This is a genomic window from Pseudarthrobacter sp. NPDC055928 (assembly GCF_042270935.1).
Classification (GTDB): Bacteria; Actinomycetota; Actinomycetes; order Actinomycetales; family Micrococcaceae; genus Arthrobacter.
The window spans coordinates 199,475-215,984 of record NZ_JBHJZH010000006.1 but is presented as its reverse complement, the minus strand read 5'-3'; the positions used below and the strand labels follow the sequence as shown (position 1 = coordinate 215,984).

At 63.5% G+C, this 16,510-nt stretch carries 11 protein-coding genes, 1 pseudogene and 1 riboswitch; of the genes and pseudogenes, 3 read left to right on the top strand and 9 right to left on the bottom strand.

Features of this window, described 5'->3' with window-relative positions; translation table 11 throughout:
- Positions 1–3: 3 nt before the first annotated feature.
- The 8 genes and pseudogenes from pdxS to gcvP all read right to left on the bottom strand — a co-directional run bounded on the left by pdxS (position 4) and on the right by gcvP (position 10,011).
- Positions 4–906: a pyridoxal 5'-phosphate synthase lyase subunit PdxS gene (gene pdxS / locus ACFC25_RS10550; RefSeq protein WP_376045101.1), complete on the bottom strand. Its 903-nt coding sequence runs from the start codon at positions 904–906 to the stop codon at positions 4–6.
- Positions 903–1,691, bottom strand: coding sequence for a methylenetetrahydrofolate reductase (locus ACFC25_RS10545; protein WP_376045100.1), 789 nt, complete (start codon positions 1,689–1,691; stop codon positions 903–905). Before ACFC25_RS10545 ends, pdxS begins: the two co-directional genes overlap by 4 nt.
- Entirely contained in the window at positions 1,672–2,712 is a 1,041-nt protein-coding gene (gene lipA / locus ACFC25_RS10540; RefSeq protein WP_376045099.1) for a lipoyl synthase, read from the bottom strand. Before lipA ends, ACFC25_RS10545 begins: the two co-directional genes overlap by 20 nt.
- Before the next feature lie 13 nt (positions 2,713–2,725).
- Complete coding sequence (locus ACFC25_RS10535) at positions 2,726–4,153, bottom strand: L-serine ammonia-lyase (protein WP_376045098.1); 1,428 nt, start codon at positions 4,151–4,153, stop codon at positions 2,726–2,728.
- Between the two features lie 88 nt (positions 4,154–4,241).
- Entirely contained in the window at positions 4,242–5,576 is a 1,335-nt protein-coding gene (glyA, locus tag ACFC25_RS10530; protein WP_376045097.1) for a serine hydroxymethyltransferase, read from the bottom strand.
- A complete protein-coding gene (gene gcvH / locus ACFC25_RS10525) occupies positions 5,573–5,956 on the bottom strand; it encodes a glycine cleavage system protein GcvH (RefSeq protein ID WP_376045096.1) in 384 nt (127 codons plus the stop codon). The genes glyA and gcvH overlap by 4 nt, the downstream gene beginning before the upstream one ends.
- A gap of 52 nt (positions 5,957–6,008) precedes the next feature.
- Positions 6,009–7,146: pseudogene (gcvT, locus tag ACFC25_RS10520) on the bottom strand (glycine cleavage system aminomethyltransferase GcvT).
- A 12-nt stretch (positions 7,147–7,158) separates the two neighbouring features.
- Positions 7,159–10,011: an aminomethyl-transferring glycine dehydrogenase gene (gene gcvP / locus ACFC25_RS10515; RefSeq protein ID WP_376045095.1), complete on the bottom strand. Its 2,853-nt coding sequence runs from the start codon at positions 10,009–10,011 to the stop codon at positions 7,159–7,161.
- Positions 10,012–10,158: 147 nt separating this feature from the next.
- Positions 10,159–10,257: riboswitch (glycine riboswitch) on the bottom strand.
- Positions 10,258–10,487: 230 nt separating this feature from the next.
- On the opposite strand from gcvP, the gene lysA reads away from it, so the two are divergent.
- Genes lysA through dapC form a run of 3 tightly spaced genes read left to right on the top strand, consistent with a single transcriptional unit; the run spans position 10,488 to position 14,191 of the window.
- The gene (gene lysA / locus ACFC25_RS10510; RefSeq protein ID WP_376045094.1) at positions 10,488–11,930 is read left to right on the top strand and encodes a diaminopimelate decarboxylase; all 1,443 of its coding nucleotides are present in this window, start codon (positions 10,488–10,490) and stop codon (positions 11,928–11,930) included.
- A gap of 60 nt (positions 11,931–11,990) precedes the next feature.
- Entirely contained in the window at positions 11,991–13,007 is a 1,017-nt protein-coding gene (gene dapF, locus ACFC25_RS10505; protein WP_376045093.1) for a diaminopimelate epimerase, read from the top strand.
- A complete protein-coding gene (dapC, locus tag ACFC25_RS10500) occupies positions 13,004–14,191 on the top strand; it encodes a succinyldiaminopimelate transaminase (protein WP_376045092.1) in 1,188 nt (395 codons plus the stop codon). The genes dapF and dapC overlap by 4 nt, the downstream gene beginning before the upstream one ends.
- Before the next feature lie 150 nt (positions 14,192–14,341).
- Here the strand turns inward: dapC and ACFC25_RS10495 are convergent, their stop codons facing one another.
- The gene (locus tag ACFC25_RS10495; RefSeq protein WP_376045091.1) at positions 14,342–16,498 is read right to left on the bottom strand and encodes a glycogen debranching N-terminal domain-containing protein; all 2,157 of its coding nucleotides are present in this window, start codon (positions 16,496–16,498) and stop codon (positions 14,342–14,344) included.
- Positions 16,499–16,510 lie beyond the last annotated feature (12 nt).

The following is a 16,510-nucleotide window of genomic DNA, read 5'->3' as shown; positions in this document are numbered from 1 at the left end:
ACATTACCAGCCGCGCTCGGCGAGGCGGTGGGGCTGCGGGATCTCGTCGACGTTGATGCCCACCATGGCCTCGCCCAGACCGCGGGAGGCCTTGGCGATCACGTCGGGGTCATCGAAGAAGGTGGTCGCCTTCACGACGGCGGCGGCACGCTGGGCCGGGTTGCCGGACTTGAAGATGCCCGAGCCGACGAACACGCCGTCCGCGCCGAGCTGCATCATCATCGCCGCATCGGCCGGGGTGGCGATGCCGCCGGCGGTGAACAGCACCACGGGAAGCTTGCCCGTGGCCGCGATTTCCTTGACCAGTTCGTACGGGGCATGCAGTTCCTTGGCCGCGACGTACAGCTCGTCCTCCGGCAGGGCCGCGAGCTTGAAGATCTCGGCACGGATCTGGCGCATGTGCGTGGTGGCGTTGGAGACATCTCCGGTGCCGGCCTCGCCCTTGGACCGGATCATCGCCGCGCCCTCGTTGATGCGGCGCAGCGCCTCACCCAGGTTCGTGGCACCACAGACGAAGGGAACGGTGAAGTTCCACTTGTCGATGTGGTTGGTGTAATCGGCCGGGGTCAGGACCTCGGACTCGTCAATGTAGTCCACGCCCAGGGACTGCAGGACCTGCGCCTCAACGAAGTGGCCGATCCGGGCCTTGGCCATGACCGGCACGGACACGGCATCGATGATCGCCTCGATCATGTCCGGATCGGACATCCGGGACACGCCGCCCTGGGCACGGATATCGGCCGGAACGCGTTCCAGCGCCATCACGGCCACGGCACCGGCATCTTCGGCGATGCGGGCCTGCTCGACGTTGACGACGTCCATGATGACGCCGCCCTTGAGCATCTCAGCCATGCCGCGCTTCACGCGGCTGCTGCCTGTGGTTTGAAGATCTGGGGTTTGAATCATTGTGTTGCTCCTGTCAGGTGAGAAGCCATCAGAGATAGCGGAAGGGCGTTGAGCCTGTTGAAGGTATTGATGTGTAACCCGGCGAAGTCCGGTCCAAGGGCGAGACTGAACTGCTCGAGATCGAATGCGCCGTGTCTGAACTGCCGCCTCGCAAGAGGACCCAACCTCTTTATCGTGTGGAGGGACGCACCCACGCCGAGGCGGGAAGCAGCATCTATGAGCTCATCCCGCCCAAGTGGGCATGGTGCGCTTGCCCAGACTGGAAGGTTGATCCCGTCGTTCCGAAGCCGCTGAAGGTAGCTTCGGAGGATCTTTACGTCGAAGCAGAGCTGTGTCGTGATGTCGGCGGCCAGATGTTGTTTGGCAAGCAGTGCGTCGTAGAGGGCCGGGTTCGGAACATGCGGATGGACTTCAGGATGGCCGACAATTCCGAGCTGGAATGATCCGTTGCTCAACTCAGATATGTCTTCCATCAAGTGGAGACTTTCAGCGTATGGTCCTTCCTGTGCCCCATCTCCAGCCATGACAAGGATTCGTCCGATGTCGGAGCCAGCAAGGATGGCCAGAATTTTTCGAAGAAAGCTTGTGCTGGGGATCATCCGGGCCGGCAGGTGAGGAATGACCCGATAGCCTTGCCCCGACAACCTCGCCGCTGTCTCCAGAGTCTCGCTGATTCCGTGAGCGGGCACGCAGGAAATGGTGAGTTCTGATCGGGAAGGTAGGAAGCGTTTCACCATTTCCTCGGCATCACGGGAGGGCGCGATCTTAAACCGATAATTTTCCAAGGGAGGATCCTTTCCTGGAATCTTTCCGGATGATCGTGCTGGCTTCCTGGCGGGTAGTGCCTGAGCTTTCGATATGGGCGAGTTCGGCGGGGATTTCCCAGCCTTTCTTGCGCATTGCGGTGGCCCAGAGCCGGCCGGCGCGGTAGGAGGATCGGACCAGCGGCCCGGACATGACGCCGAGGAACCCGATTTGGTCGGCTTCCTGCTGGAGGTCTGCGAATTCCTCCGGTTTGACCCAGCGGTCCACAGGGAGGTGGCGTTCGGACGGGCGCAGGTACTGGGTGATGGTGATCAGGTCACAGCCGGCCTCGTGCAGGTCACGGAGGGCTTCGGAGATCTCTTCGCGGGTTTCGCCCATGCCCAGGATCAGGTTGGACTTGGTGACCATGCCCAGCTTCCGGCCCTGCGTGATGACATCCAGCGACCGGTCATACCGGAATGCCGGGCGGATGCGCTTGAAGATCCGCGGCACGGTCTCGACGTTGTGCGCGAAAACTTCGGGCTTGGAATCGCAGATCGCCTCGATGTGCTCAGGCTTGCCGGAGAAGTCCGGGATCAAAAGCTCGACGCCGGTGCCCGGGTTCAGTTCGTGGATCTTGCGTACGGTCTCGGCATAGAGCCAGACGCCTTCGTCGGCGAGGTCGTCGCGGGCCACACCGGTGACGGTGGCGTAGCGCAGCTGCATGGCCTGCACGGAGCGGGCCACCTTGGTGGGTTCGAACATGTCCACCGGGGAGGGCTTGCCGGTGTCGATCTGGCAGAAGTCGCAGCGCCGGGTGCATTCGGACCCGCCGATCAGGAAGGTGGCTTCCTTGTCTTCCCAGCACTCGAAAATGTTGGGGCAGCCGGCCTCCTCACATACCGTGTGCAGGCCTTCCTTCTTGACGAGGTTCTTGAGCTGGACGAACTCAGGGCCCATCTGGACCTTGGCCTTGATCCACTCCGGCTTACGCTCCACCGGAGTGGCCGCATTTCGCTGCTCAATACGCAGCATCTTCCGGCCTTCTGGTGCCAGTGTCATTGTTCTCTTTCCTTCAGCATTCGACGACGTTGACGGCGAGGCCGCCCATGGCGGTTTCCTTGTATTTGGAGCTCATGTCCTTGCCGGTTTCGCGCATGGTCACAATGACTTCGTCGAGGGACACCCGGTGCGTGCCGTCGCCCCAGAGCGCCATCTTCGCGGCATTGATGGCCTTCGCCGCGGCAATGGCGTTCCGCTCAATGCACGGCACCTGGACAAGCCCGCCGATCGGATCGCACGTCAGGCCCAAATTGTGCTCCATCGCGATCTCCGCCGCGTTCTCCACCTGTGCAGGGGACCCGCCCATCACCTCGGCCAGGCCCGCCGCGGCCATCGACGACGCCGACCCAACCTCGCCCTGGCAGCCCACCTCAGCACCCGAAATCGATGCCTGCTCCTTGTACAGCACCCCGACGGCACCGGCCGTCAGCAGGAACTTCACCACGACGTCGTCGCGGTCCTCCTGCGTGGCGTTCTCCATCCCCGGCGCGAAATGCAGCGCGTAGTACAGCACCGCGGGGATGATCCCGGCAGCACCGTTGGTGGGGGCCGTGACCACCCGGCCGCCGGACGCGTTCTCCTCATTCACGGCCAGGGCAATCAGGTTCACCCATTCCTGCCAGTACTTCGGATCCCGGTACTCGGGGTCATGGTCCCGGCTTTCCTTCAGCAGCCGCTCATGCCAGTCAGGCGCACGACGGCGGACCTTCAGCCCGCCGGGCAGCAAGCCTTCGCGCTTGAGGGACACCTGAACGCAGCTCTCCATGACGGAATAGATGTGGAGCAGTCCTTCCCGGATCTCCTGCTCGGAGCGGGAGGCTCGTTCGTTGACGAACATGACCTCGCCGATGGACAACCCCTTGGACTGGCAGCGGCCCAGCAGTTCGGCGGCGGTTCGGAACGGCAGCGGAAGCTCCTTCTTGGACTCCTCGAGCTCCTGCTGTGCCGCATCCTCCTCGCCCTCACGGACGATGAACCCGCCGCCCACGGAGAAGAAGGTGGCCGTGTGCAGTACATTTCCGTCCGCATCGGAGACGGCGAAAGTCATGCCGTTGGTGTGCCGCGGCAGGATGGTCAACGGCCGCAGCACCATGTTCTTCACGCCGTAGGGCAGCGGCACACCAGTGCCCTGCCCAGCACCGGCCAGCTGCAGGGTGCCCGTCTCGGCGATGGCAGCCAGCCGCTCCTCCACCTCGTCAGGGAGGATCTTCTCGGGATGGAAGCCCTCCAAGCCGAGAAGGATCGCCGTCATCGTCCCGTGCCCGTGGCCCGTCGCGGCGAGGGAGCCGTACAGGTCAACCCGCAGGCTCGCAACGTCCCCCAGCTTCCCTGACGCCTGAAGCTCCTCTGCGAACACTGCAGCAGCCCGCATGGGACCCACAGTGTGTGAACTGGAAGGTCCAATCCCGATCGAAAAAAGATCAAAGACACCAACAGCCATGCGCTTGGTTCCTAACTGGATGATCGTTGCAGGTGAGGTGAGGAGCAGCGATCCCACCCAGGCACTAGCCCGGTGGGACCGTTGAAATCTAGGCGAGGTTGGCAACCGAGGGGTAGAGCGGGTGGGCTTTGGCGAGGGCCTCTACGCGGTGACGCAGGCCCGAAAGGTCCGTGCCGGCGTCGGCCATCAAAGCCTCGGCGATGATGTCGGCGACCTCGCGGAACGCTGCTTCGCCGAAGCCCCGGGTGGCCAGCGCCGGGGTGCCGATCCGCAGCCCGGAGGTGACCATCGGCGGGCGCGGGTCGAACGGCACAGCGTTCCGGTTGACGGTGATGTCGATTTCCGCGAGCCTGTCCTCGGCCTGCTGGCCGTCCAGTTCGCAGTTCCGCAGGTCCACCAGGACCAGGTGCACGTCGGTGCCGCCGGAGATCACATTGATGCCCTTGGCGGTGACATCCGGCTGGACCAGGCGGTCGGCCAGGATCCGGGCGCCGGCCAGGACGCGTTCCTGGCGTTCCTTGAACTCGGCGGACGCGGCGATCTTGAACGCCACGGCCTTGCCGGCGATGACGTGCTCCAGCGGCCCGCCCTGCTGGCCCGGGAACACTGCCGAGTTGATCTTCTTGGCGATGTCGGCGTCGTTGGTCAGGATGATGCCGCCGCGCGGACCGGCGAGGGTCTTGTGCGTGGTGGAGGTGGTGACGTGCGCGTGCGGCACTGGGGAGGGGTGCAGCCCGGCAGCGACCAGCCCGGCGAAGTGCGCCATGTCCACCATCAGGTAGGCACCCACGGAATCGGCGATCCGGCGGAACTCGGCGAAGTCCAGCTGCCGGGCGTACGCGGACCATCCTGCGACGATGAGCTGCGGCTTGTGCTCCTGGGCCAGGCGATCCACCTCGGCCATGTCGATCCGGTGGTCCTCCTCGCGCACCTGGTACGGGATGACGTTGTAGAGGCGGCCGGAGAAGTTGATCTTCATGCCGTGGGTCAGGTGGCCGCCGTGGGCGAGGTTCAGGCCCATGATGGTGTCGCCCGGCTTGATCAGCGCGTGCATCACCGACGCGTTCGCCTGCGCCCCGGAGTGCGGCTGCACGTTCGCGAACCCGGCACCGAAAAGGGCCTTGACCCGGTCGATGGCCAGCTGCTCAATCACGTCAACGTGCTCACAGCCGCCGTAGTAGCGCTTGCCCGGGTAACCCTCGGCGTACTTGTTGGTCAGGACCGAGCCCTGCGCCTGCATCACTGCCACGGCAGTGTGGTTCTCCGAGGCGATCATTTCCAGGCCGTCACGCTGGCGGCCCAGTTCGTCGTCGATCTTGGCCGCGAGCTCCGGGTCCAGGACGGACAGGTCCGCATCCAGGCTGGGCGAGACAACCTGCTCAAATAGGACCGTGCGTGTGACTGCTGCCCCGGCGGCGCTCACAGCTCGCCGCCGTTGGCAGTTGCGTACTCTACAGCTGACATGAGTGGGCCTTTGGACTCCACGGCCACCTTGAACAGCCAGCCCGCACCGTATGGATCGTTGTTGATCAGGGCGGGGTCATCGACGACGGCGGGATTGACTTCGGTGACCTCGCCGGTCACCGGGGCGTACAAGTCCGAGACGGACTTCGTGGACTCCACCTCGCCGCAAGTCTCACCGGCCGTAACAGTGGACCCTACTTCGGGCAGGTCGACGTAGACGATGTCGCCGAGTGCATCGGCAGCCACGGCGGAAATACCAATCCCAACAGGGCCAGACCCGTCAAAGGCAACCCACTCGTGCTCGGCGGAGTACTTCAGTTCAGCAACTACTTTGCTCATGTTGTTCAATCCTTAGCGTTTTGATGTCAAAAGTGAGAGAGCGTCGGAGGGGTTACTCGGTGCGCTTGTAAAACGGCAGCGCCTCTACTTCGAAGGGCTCGGCTTTCCCACGGAGGTCGATGTCGAGGACGGTGCCGGGTGCTGCGTATTCGACATCGACGTAGGCCATGGCGATCGGGTAACCCAGGGTGGGGCTCGGCTGGCCGGAGGTCACCTCGCCGACCACGGCGCCGTCCTTGAGGACCGGGTAGTGGCTGCGGCCGGCGCGGCGGCCAAGACCTTTGAGGCCCACGAGCCTGCGTCCGGCGGTGGCACCGGCGCCGGCTGCTTTGAGTTCGGCCAGGGCGGCCTTGCCGATGAAGTCAGATTCCTTGGCGAGCGAGACAACCGGGCCCAAGCCCGCGGCGTAGGGGTTGCCCTCGCGGGAGAGTTCATTGCCGTACAGCGGCATGCCGGCCTCTAGGCGCAGCGAGTCGCGCGAAGCGAGACCGGCAGGGATGAGTCCGTGCCCGGCACCAGTTTCCAGCAGTGCCTCCCACAGACCCGGGGCGTCTTCGTTGGGGATGTAGATTTCGAAGCCGTCCTCGCCGGTGTACCCGGTGCGGGCCAGCAGCAGATCCTGTCCGTTAATTTCCACCTCAACGGCCGCATAGTACTTCAGCTCAGTCACCAGTGAGTGCTGCCCGGACGGGACTAGGGTCAGTAGGATGGCCTCGGCATGCGGACCCTGGACAGCAATAAGGGAAGTCTGGGCGGAGACGTCTTCAACGGTGACGTCGAAGCCGCCTTCTTTGCCGGAACGGGCCCTCTCGGCGAGTGCGGCGGCCACCACTGCGGCATTGCCGGCGTTCGGGACCACAAGGTAGCTGTCGTCGGCCCGACGGTAAGAGATCAGGTCATCGATGATGCCGCCGTCTTCCTGGCAGATCAGCGAGTACTTGGCTTTGCCCACGGGCACGGCTGACAGCTTGCCGGCCAAGGCGTAGTCCAGTAATGCTGCGGCGTCCGGGCCGGTCACCCACACTTCACCCATGTGGGAGAGGTCGAACAGGCCGGCGGCGTTGCGGACGGCGTGGTGCTCGGACAGCTCGGAAGCGTATTTGAGGGGCATCTGCCAGCCGCCGAAGTCGGTGAAGGAGGCGCCGGCTTTCTTGTGCTCTTCGTAGAGAAGCGGTGTAGTTCTCTGTCATCACAGAATCCTCTTAGTTTTCGAATTCGGAAAGGGGAGGGCAGGAGCAGACCAGGTTGCGGTCCCCTGCGGCGCCGTCGATGCGGCCCACGGGCGGGAAGTACTTGTCCTGCCGGAGTGTGTGGACTGGGAAGGCGGCCTGCTCGCGCGGGTAGGCACGGTCCCAGTTGGAGGAGACGACGGCGGCTGCGGTGTGGGGTGCGTTGCGCAGCGGGGACTTCTCCACGGTGAAATCGCCGTTGGCCACCTGGTCGATTTCCTGGCGGATGGTGGTCATGGCTTCGATGAAGCGGTCTATCTCCGCGAGGTCCTCGGACTCGGTGGGTTCCACCATCAGGGTGCCCGCCACCGGGAACGAGAGCGTGGGGGCGTGGAAGCCGAAGTCGATGAGCCGCTTGGCCACGTCCTCCGCGGTGACGCCGGTCAGGGCCGTCAGGTCGCGTAGGTCAAGGATGCACTCGTGCGCCACCAGGCCGCTCTCCCCCGTGTAGAGGACCGGGAAGTGCTCATTCAGCCGCGAGGCGATGTAGTTCGCGGCGAGCAGCGCGGACTTGGTGGCTTCGGTCAGGCCCGCACCGCCCATCAGCTTCACGTACGCCCAGGAGATCGGCAGGACACCGGCGGAGCCGAAGCGGGAGGCCGAGATGGCAACACCGTGCCCTGTCTCGTGGGCGGCCTTGTTGGCATCTCCCGGCATAAACGGTGCCAGGTGCGCCTTGGCTGCGACCGGTCCGACGCCGGGTCCGCCCCCGCCGTGGGGGATGCAGAAGGTCTTGTGCAGGTTCAGGTGGGACACGTCGCCGCCGAACTTTCCGGGCTGGGCAAGCCCGACGAGGGCGTTGAGGTTGGCGCCGTCAACGTACACCTGGCCGCCCGCGGCATGGATGGCGTCGCAGACTTCTCGGACATCGGCGTCGTACACGCCGTGCGTGGATGGGTAGGTGATCATGATCGCGGACAGTGCGTCCTTGTGCAGCTCGATCTTGGCGTTGAGGTCGGCGTGGTCGATGGTGCCGTCGGCCGCCGTGGCCACCACAACCACCTTCATGCCGGCCAGAACGGCGGAGGCGGCGTTGGTGCCGTGGGCCGAGGCCGGGATCAGGCAGACGGTGCGCTGCGCCTCGCCGCGGGAGTGGTGGTAGCCGCGGATGGCCAGCAGCCCGGCGAGTTCGCCCTGGGAGCCGGCGTTGGGCTGGATGGACACCTGGTCGTAGCCGGTGATTTCGGCGAGGTCAGCTTCCAGGCCGGTGATGAGTTCGCGCCAGCCTTCGGTCTGGGAGTCCGGTGCGAACGGGTGGATGGAGGCGAATTCGGGCCAGGAGATGGCTTCCATTTCGGCGGTGGCGTTCAGCTTCATGGTGCACGAGCCCAGCGGGATCATGGTGCGGTCCAGCGCCAGGTCCCGGTCGGAGAGGCGGCGGATGTAGCGCAGCAGTTGGGTCTCGGAGCGGTGCGTGTTGAACACCGGGTGCTGCAGGTAGGAGGAGGTGCGCAGCACAGACTCCGGCAACTCGAAGCCGTCAGCCTGCACGACTGGACCGGCGCCAAAGGCGACGACGACCGCGGCGAGGACCTCCGGCGTCGTGGTTTCATCCACCGACACGCCCACGGTGTCCGCGTCGATGAAGCGCAGGTTGATTCCCCGCGCCTCGGCGGCCGTGATCACCTTGTGGGCCTTGCCGGGCACGCGGACGGTGAGGGTGTCGAAGAAGGAGTCGCTCACCAGTTCCCGGCCGGCGAACTTCAGCGTGGCGGCGAGGGCACGGGCGTTGCTGTGGACGGTCTCCGCTATCGCTTTGAGACCATCAGGACCGTGGTACACCGCGTACATCGAGGAGACGATGGCCAGCAGCGCCTGCGCCGTGCAGATGTTGGACGTGGCCTTCTCGCGGCGGATGTGCTGCTCGCGGGTCTGCAACGCCAGCCGGTACGCGGGCACCCCGGCGTTGTCCTTCGACACGCCGACGATGCGGCCCGGGAGGGTGCGTTCCATACCATCGCGGACGGCCAGGTAAGCGGCGTGCGGTCCCCCAAAGAACAACGGCACGCCAAAGCGCTGAGTGGAGCCGACGGCGATATCCGCGCCCTGCTCGCCCGGCGGGGTAATCAGGGTGAGGGCCAGGAGGTCGGCGGCAATGGTGACCCGGGCGCCGCGGTCCTTGGCCTCGGCGATAACGGCGGACTGGTCCCAGACCCGGCCGGAGACGCCGGGCTGCTGCAGGACCACGCCGTTGATGTCGCCGTCGGGCAACCCGTTGGTCAGGTCCGCGACCTGCACCTCGAAACCGAGCGCCTCAGCCCGGCCCAGCACGATGGCGATCGTCTGCGGGAGGCAGTCGGCGTCCAGGACGGTCTTGCCGTCCTTGGCAGTCTTGTTCTTATTGGCCCTGCGCATCAGAAGCACGGCTTCGGCGACGGCGGTGGCTTCGTCGAGCAGGGACGCGTTGGCGACCGGCAGGGCGGTGAGGTCCTGGACCATGGTCTGGAAGTTCAGCAGCGCTTCCAGCCGGCCCTGCGAGATCTCGGGCTGGTAGGGGGTGTAGGCGGTGTACCAAGCGGGGGCTTCGAGGATGTTGCGGCGAATCACCGGCGGGGTGACGGTGTCGTAGTAGCCCTGGCCGATCATCTGCACAGCGGTTTTGTTCTTGGCCGCGAGCTTGCGGAGCCCGCCGAGGACCTGGACTTCACTGAGTGCGCTGTCCAGGGTGAGGGGCTTTTCCTGGCGGATGGAATCAGGGACCGCGCTGTCAACGAGGCCATCAACGCTGTCGTAGCCGACGGCCTTGAGCATGGTGTCGATGTCGGACTGACGGCGGGCGCCGATATGGCGGTCTGCGAAGGTCGTTGGATTGGATTGAATGGTCATGAGGAACTCCAGGTCTGGCCGGCCACGGGTGGCACAACATGGTTGGGTTCCTCCCCGCTCTGTATTGGACCTGAGAGATTCCGCGAACGTGGTAGTCCGCTTGCACCGACGGTGAGCCCGGCTGCCCGGGCTGCTTTCCAGAGTTGCCTAGCCGTGGCGGTACGTGGGCCTGAGAGATTCCTGGGGAGGATTTGCTCCTACGGCGCCTGCCCGGTGATGACGGGAGGACTCTCCCGCCACGGTTCAAAAGGCTATTGAAATTTTAGGTGATTCGCTTCACACCGTAGATGAGGCACAAGGACGTACGCAAACGAGGTTTAGCACTTCTGTACCTTGTGAATATTCCCTTTCATCTACCCTCATTGATCAAGTCGGGCCGTACTTGTTGTACTGGCAGTCACCTGAATGCCCAAGGTCCCCTGGCCGCTTCCAAACCGACCAGCGGTAAAAACCCAGAACGAGGCCTTAATCGAATTATGTCGACGACAGAAGAAACCCAACAGTTAGATTCTCCACTTGCGCCGGAGTGGCTCACGGTTCCCAACGACTCAAACCACCTGAATCCCTCGATTTGGGCCCAAGGAGTGTCTCGATCGGAGGCAGGAGAAATTACAGTGGCCGGCCTGCCCGTCTCTGAGCTGGCTGAACAATTCGGGACTCCCGCATACATCGTCTCCGAGGACCACTTCCGCAGCCGTGCCCGGGCTTTCCGCGACGCGTTCAACGAGGCGTTTGCCTCTCTCTGCGGCGGAGTAGATGTCTATTACGCGGGAAAATCGTTCCTTTGCACAGAGGTAGCCAAGTGGGTGGCGCAGGAAGGGCTGCGACTGGACACGTGCTCAGCAGGCGAGCTGGCGCTGGCAGCCCGAGCAGGAATCGACGGTTCCAAGCTGGGTCTTCACGGCAATAACAAGTCTGACAGCGAGATAAACCGGGCGCTCGATATGCGCGTCGGGCGGATTGTCGTCGACAGCCTTCAGGAACTTGAGCGCGTCGCGGAGATTGCACGGGTTCGGGGCGTCCGGGCTCCCATCCTCTTGCGGCTTACCCCCGGCGTACACGCGGAAACGCATGAGTTCATTGCAACTGCCCATGAGGACCAGAAGTTCGGCTTGTCCATGGCTTCAGTCCGAAGTGATACTTCCCCCGCCGAGCAGGCTGTCGCCACTGCTCTGGGACATCCCAGCCTCCAGCTGCTCGGTGTCCACTGTCATATCGGCTCCCAAATCTTTTCCCCTGCAGGCTTTGCCCTTGCCGCAGAGAAGCTACTGACCTTCATCGCCTCAGTCCGGGACCTTCACGGCGTATCCCTGAAGGAGCTGGACCTAGGCGGTGGATACGGAATCGCCTACACCGAAGTGGATCATCCCCAAGATCCCAAGGAACTGGCGAAGGCGATGGCGGAAGTAGTGGGCAAGACCTGCCGGCAGCTGGGAATCGATGTTCCGCGAATCTCCATCGAGCCTGGTCGCGCCATCGTGGGAAGTTCGACGTTCACTCTCTACGAAATCGGCACCCTGAAAACTATCCAGGTTGAACACAGCGGAGATGTGTTCGAGCGCCGTTACGTGTCCGTGGACGGCGGCATGAGTGACAACCCCCGGCCTGTGCTCTACGGAGCGGCATACTCCGCCGCCCTGGCTTCCCGGCGCTCAGACGGACCTTCGGTGCTGTCACGGGTAGTCGGACGACATTGTGAGAGCGGCGACATCGTTGTCAAAGACACTTATCTTCCCTCCGACCTCAGGCCAGGAGACCTCATTGCAGTCCCCGGGACCGGCGCGTACTGCTGGGTTTTGGGAAGCAATTACAACTACACCCCACGGCCTCCTGTCGTCGCCGTTTCGGAAGGGAAAGCGCGTCTCATCGTCCGCGGTGAAACCGAGGAGGACCTTTTCCTCCGTGATGTCTCGTGCTGACTCCGTCCGCCCCAGCCGCTTTCCCGATTACTTCGCTGGTTCGAAAGGCCGACTCCTGAAATGACAGACTTTTTAGCCGCATCTGAATCCCGATCATCACGTCTGTCCCAGAGCATTTCTTATAGGAAGGGACACGGAACAGGGAACGACTTCGTTCTGATAGCAGATCCGGAAAGCGATCTTGAGATCAGCGCCGCGATGACTTCCCAGATCTGCGACCGGCACAGGGGAATAGGCGCAGACGGTCTCATCCGCGCCGTCCGGTCCAAACATATTCCTGAAGGACAGGAGCTCCTCACATATGCACCCGAGGCGGAGTGGTTTATGGACTACCGCAATGCCGACGGGACACTGGCCGAAATGTGCGGCAACGGCGTCCGTGTGTTTGTTCATTTCCTGCTTACAACCGGGCTGGCAGACCTTCCTGCCGGTTCTGCAATCACAGTGGGAACCCGGGCCGGGGCTAAGAAAGTCAGACTGGTCGGGACGGACTATGAGATCGACATGGGGCCCTGGCGAAAAGCCTTCCCGGAGCGGAGCACCGCTGACGGCACTGACTCTGTAGTCTCTGTTCCCGGTATTGAAGTGCAACGTGGGGTTTCCATCGACATGGGTAACCCGCACACGGTTGTGATTCTGCCTCCCGATACACCCCTTGCTCCACTCAACCTGACGGTCGAGCCCCACGTCAGCCCACGTCCGCGGCGGGGAACCAACGTGGAATTCGCCTCACTGGATGAACCGGAGAACCCGGAACTTCCCCGGGTTATCACCATGAGGGTGTACGAGCGTTCCGTTGGAGAAACGCAGGCCTGCGGAACAGGGGCCTGTGCGACAGCGATCGCCGTTCGTCTCGTATCGGGTCTTCAGGATGCCCAGTGGACAGTACACATGCCCGGTGGACCTGTACTGGTGCGCTTCCAGAAGGAACGGGGGAGGGGAGGAGCCGTACGCGAGCATGTCTTCCTGCGCGGTCCCGCCAAGATGGTCGCGAACGGCACCATTGACCCCGAAATGTGGGACTTTCCGCAAACTGGCACTGACAATGCAGAAGAACTCCTCGAGGTGGCAGGATGAGCACCCAGCCGGATTCATTGGCGCCAAGCAGACAATTCGGGCTCAGTCTTCCTGACTACCCATGGGATGCCATGGCCCCTTATAAAGCCATAGCGGCCAAGCATCCGGACGGGCCGGTAGACCTCTCTCTGGGCACGCCCGTGGACCCGACCCCGGATGTGGTTCGCGAGGCGCTGATCCGTTCAGCTAACGCCCCTGGCTATCCCGGGGCGCACGGCACCGCTTCCCTTCGGGAAACCATTGCGCAGTGGTTTGCCCGGCGCCGTGGAGTCGAAAACCTCGACCCCCAGAGCATCATGCCCACGGTAGGCTCCAAAGAGCTCATCGCCTGGTTGCCGTTCATGCTGGGTCTTGGCCCACAGGACGTCATCGTACGACCAAGGATCGCCTACCCAACCTATGACATCGGAGCCAAGTTGTGCGGGGCTACTTCAGTGGCCTGCGACTCTCTGGAGGAGTTGGACCCGGCGTTGCTGCGAAGGGTCCGTCTGGTGTGGATCAACTCCCCGGGGAACCCCACAGGCCAGGTCCGCGATGCGGAGTCGATGAAGACCATCGTCGCCCAGGCGCGGGAGATTGGGGCCGTCGTTGCCTCCGACGAGTGCTATGCGGAGCTCGGTTGGGATTCCTGGGACATGGGTAACGGCGGCAGGCGCGTCCCCTGTGTACTGGACCCCGATGTTTCCGAAGGCTCCAACCAGGGCCTTCTCTCACTGTATTCGCTGAGCAAACAATCGAACCTCGCCGGATACCGGGCCGCGTTCGTCGCTGGTGACGACAAGATTATGGCCAGTCTCCTCAACACCCGAAAACATGCAGGCATGATCGTTCCCTCTCCGGTCATGGCAGCGATGGAAGCGGCTCTGGATGATGAGGAGCACGTACGCATCCAAAAAGATGCCTACCGTCGGCGCCGGCAAATCCTGCTGCCGGCACTACGGGAATCCGGCCTGAAGGTGGAGCACTCAGAGGCAGGGCTGTATCTCTGGGCCACCGCCGGCCAGGACACGTGGCAGACCGTACAGTTCCTGGCGCAACTGGGAATCATAGTTGGCCCGGGAAGCTTCTACGGCCTAGCCGGCGACGGCTATGTGAGGTTCTCGATCACCGGGTCCGATGAACGTGTCGCTTCCGCTGCTCAAAGGCTGAAAGCCGCTCAACTGCCGATAGCCAACCATTCCTGAACGGGTACGTACCGCATTGCCCTTCCGGTTACTGTGGTGGCCCGAGGGCACCAAGAAGGACCCGGCTCGCTTAGGTTTGCTGGGAACAACTGGCAGGGCAACTGTGGCTTGCTGCGCCAGGCCGGACCTCTCAGTGAGTGCATGCATTCGCTACGTCTCCGGGCCCAGATATGCCTGCTCCATAAGTTCGGTCATCCACGGCCGGGCCCCGCGGTGGAGAACCATTCCCTCGGGCAAGCCATCGACGGAGGCGTCCCTACCGGATGCGTTTATGGTGACAGGTCCGGCGCCTGTCGGCGCGTTGCTGATGTGCAGGTCGCCGAAGGATTCCGGGAGAACGGGATCCAGCCACAGGCCGCCGAGGGAAACGTACGCGTCGTAGCGCATGAGGCTCGTCATCAGGAAAATCGGCGTAGTTGATGCCCAGGCCTGCGGAGAGCAAGCCGTCGGGTAGGGGACGGGCTGCCGGAACTGTCCGCGGTCAAAGCCGCAGAACAGTTCCGGCAACCGGCCGTCTGAGTAATCTGCAGCTTCGAGGAGGGCCGTGGCTATCCGCTGCGCTTCGCGCACGAACCCGTAGCGCATCAGGCCCGCAACGATGACCGCGTTGTCGTGCGGCCAGATCGAGCCATTGTGGTAGCTAGCCGGGTTGTAGGCGCCCATGTCCGAGGCCAGGGTCCGCACTCCCCAGCCGCTGAACATCTCCGGGGACATCAGGCGCTCGACCACCATCGGCACTTTGTCGTCGTCCACGATGCCGTACCAGAGGCATTGGCCCATATTGGACGCGCATGCGTCGACTGGGCGCTTGTCCTTGTCAAGAGCGAGGGCGTAGTAACCCTTGTCGGGCAGCCAGAACTGCTCGTTGAACCGCTGCTTCAACCGCGCCGCACGTTCAGCCAGGTCCGCTGCCAAGTCACGGTCGCCAGCGTCGTAGGCCATCCAGGCCCGGGACATGTACGCGCTGTAGACGTACGCCTGCACCTCGCACAGGGCGATGGGTGCCTCCGGCAAGCGCCCATCGGCATAAGTAATCCCGTCCCAGGAGTCCTTCCAGCCCTGGTTGAGCAGACCCTGATCATTGAGTCGCTGATATTCGACGAAGCCGTCCCCGTCTTTATCGCCGTAGTCCCGGATCCACGTCAGCGCGCGATCCGCGTGGGGCAGCAGTGCAGCGATAGTCTCGTTGGCGAATCCCCAGCGGCTCACTGCCCCCAACACGTTGATGAACAGCGGCGTGGCGTCGACGCTGCCGTAGTAGGTGCTCTTTCCACCCAGGGACAACCCACCGGAGACACCAAGCCGGACCTCGTGCAGAATCTTGCCAGGCTCCTCCTCGCTCATTGGGTCCACCACTTTGCCCTGACGCTCGGCCAGCGTCTGCAGCGTTCCCAAGGCCAGGGACGGGTCCACCGGCAGCGCCATCTCCGATGCCCATAATGAGTCGCGGCCGAACAGGGTCATGAACCAGGGCGCCCCGGCGGCCACGACGACCCGCTCCGGATGCTCCGGATCCTCAATCCGCAGGGCACCCAAGTCGTCGTAGCTGCGCCGCAGAGTCCGTTCAATGGAGCGGTTGCCCATACGCACGACCGGAATCTTTGCCACCCACTCCCGTTGCCGTACATCCCGCTGGGACACTTCGCCGGGCACAGGATGTATGAAAGGCCCCGCAGGACGCTGGCCGTCAGCGGAGGGCACCACGCTGAAACGAGTGCTCCAGTGTCCCTTTGCCGGTATTACCACGTCGTATGTCAACGCGTCGGCTGTGACCTGTGCCCCCTCAGCGCTAATGACGACACCCTTGTAGACGTCCTGCCATACGGCACGGATGATCAGCGAATCGCCGTCGGGCTGCCGCGTCTCGTGCCACTGCCTTTGGATGCGCGCTTCCTTGACCTCGAAGAGGTCAGCGAAGTCCGCTTCGACACTAAGGCGAATCACGCATTCAGAAGGTTTCAGCGAATAGTTGCGAATAGTAACCAGTTCCTGGATGCCGGCGCCCACATCGCGCTGTCGTTCCACAAGCAGCGGGCTGTCCGCATAACCGTCCAGGCGCGGCACCCTCCCAGCGAACACGGCCCTGTATGGTTCCGTCATATCAGCCACCAGGGGCTCCACCGGTTGGCCATTGATGGTCAGGTTCCAACGGGACACGATGCGGGTGTCTTGGAAGAAAACCCCGTGAGGCTGCTCGGGTTGGATGTCCCCATTGGGCTGTGAGATACAAAAATTTGATCCTTCGACCAGGGTTACTGTCCCAGCACCCAGCGGCCCGGCAGCTGTATCGGCATTCCATCCTGCCATTTCCGGCTCCTC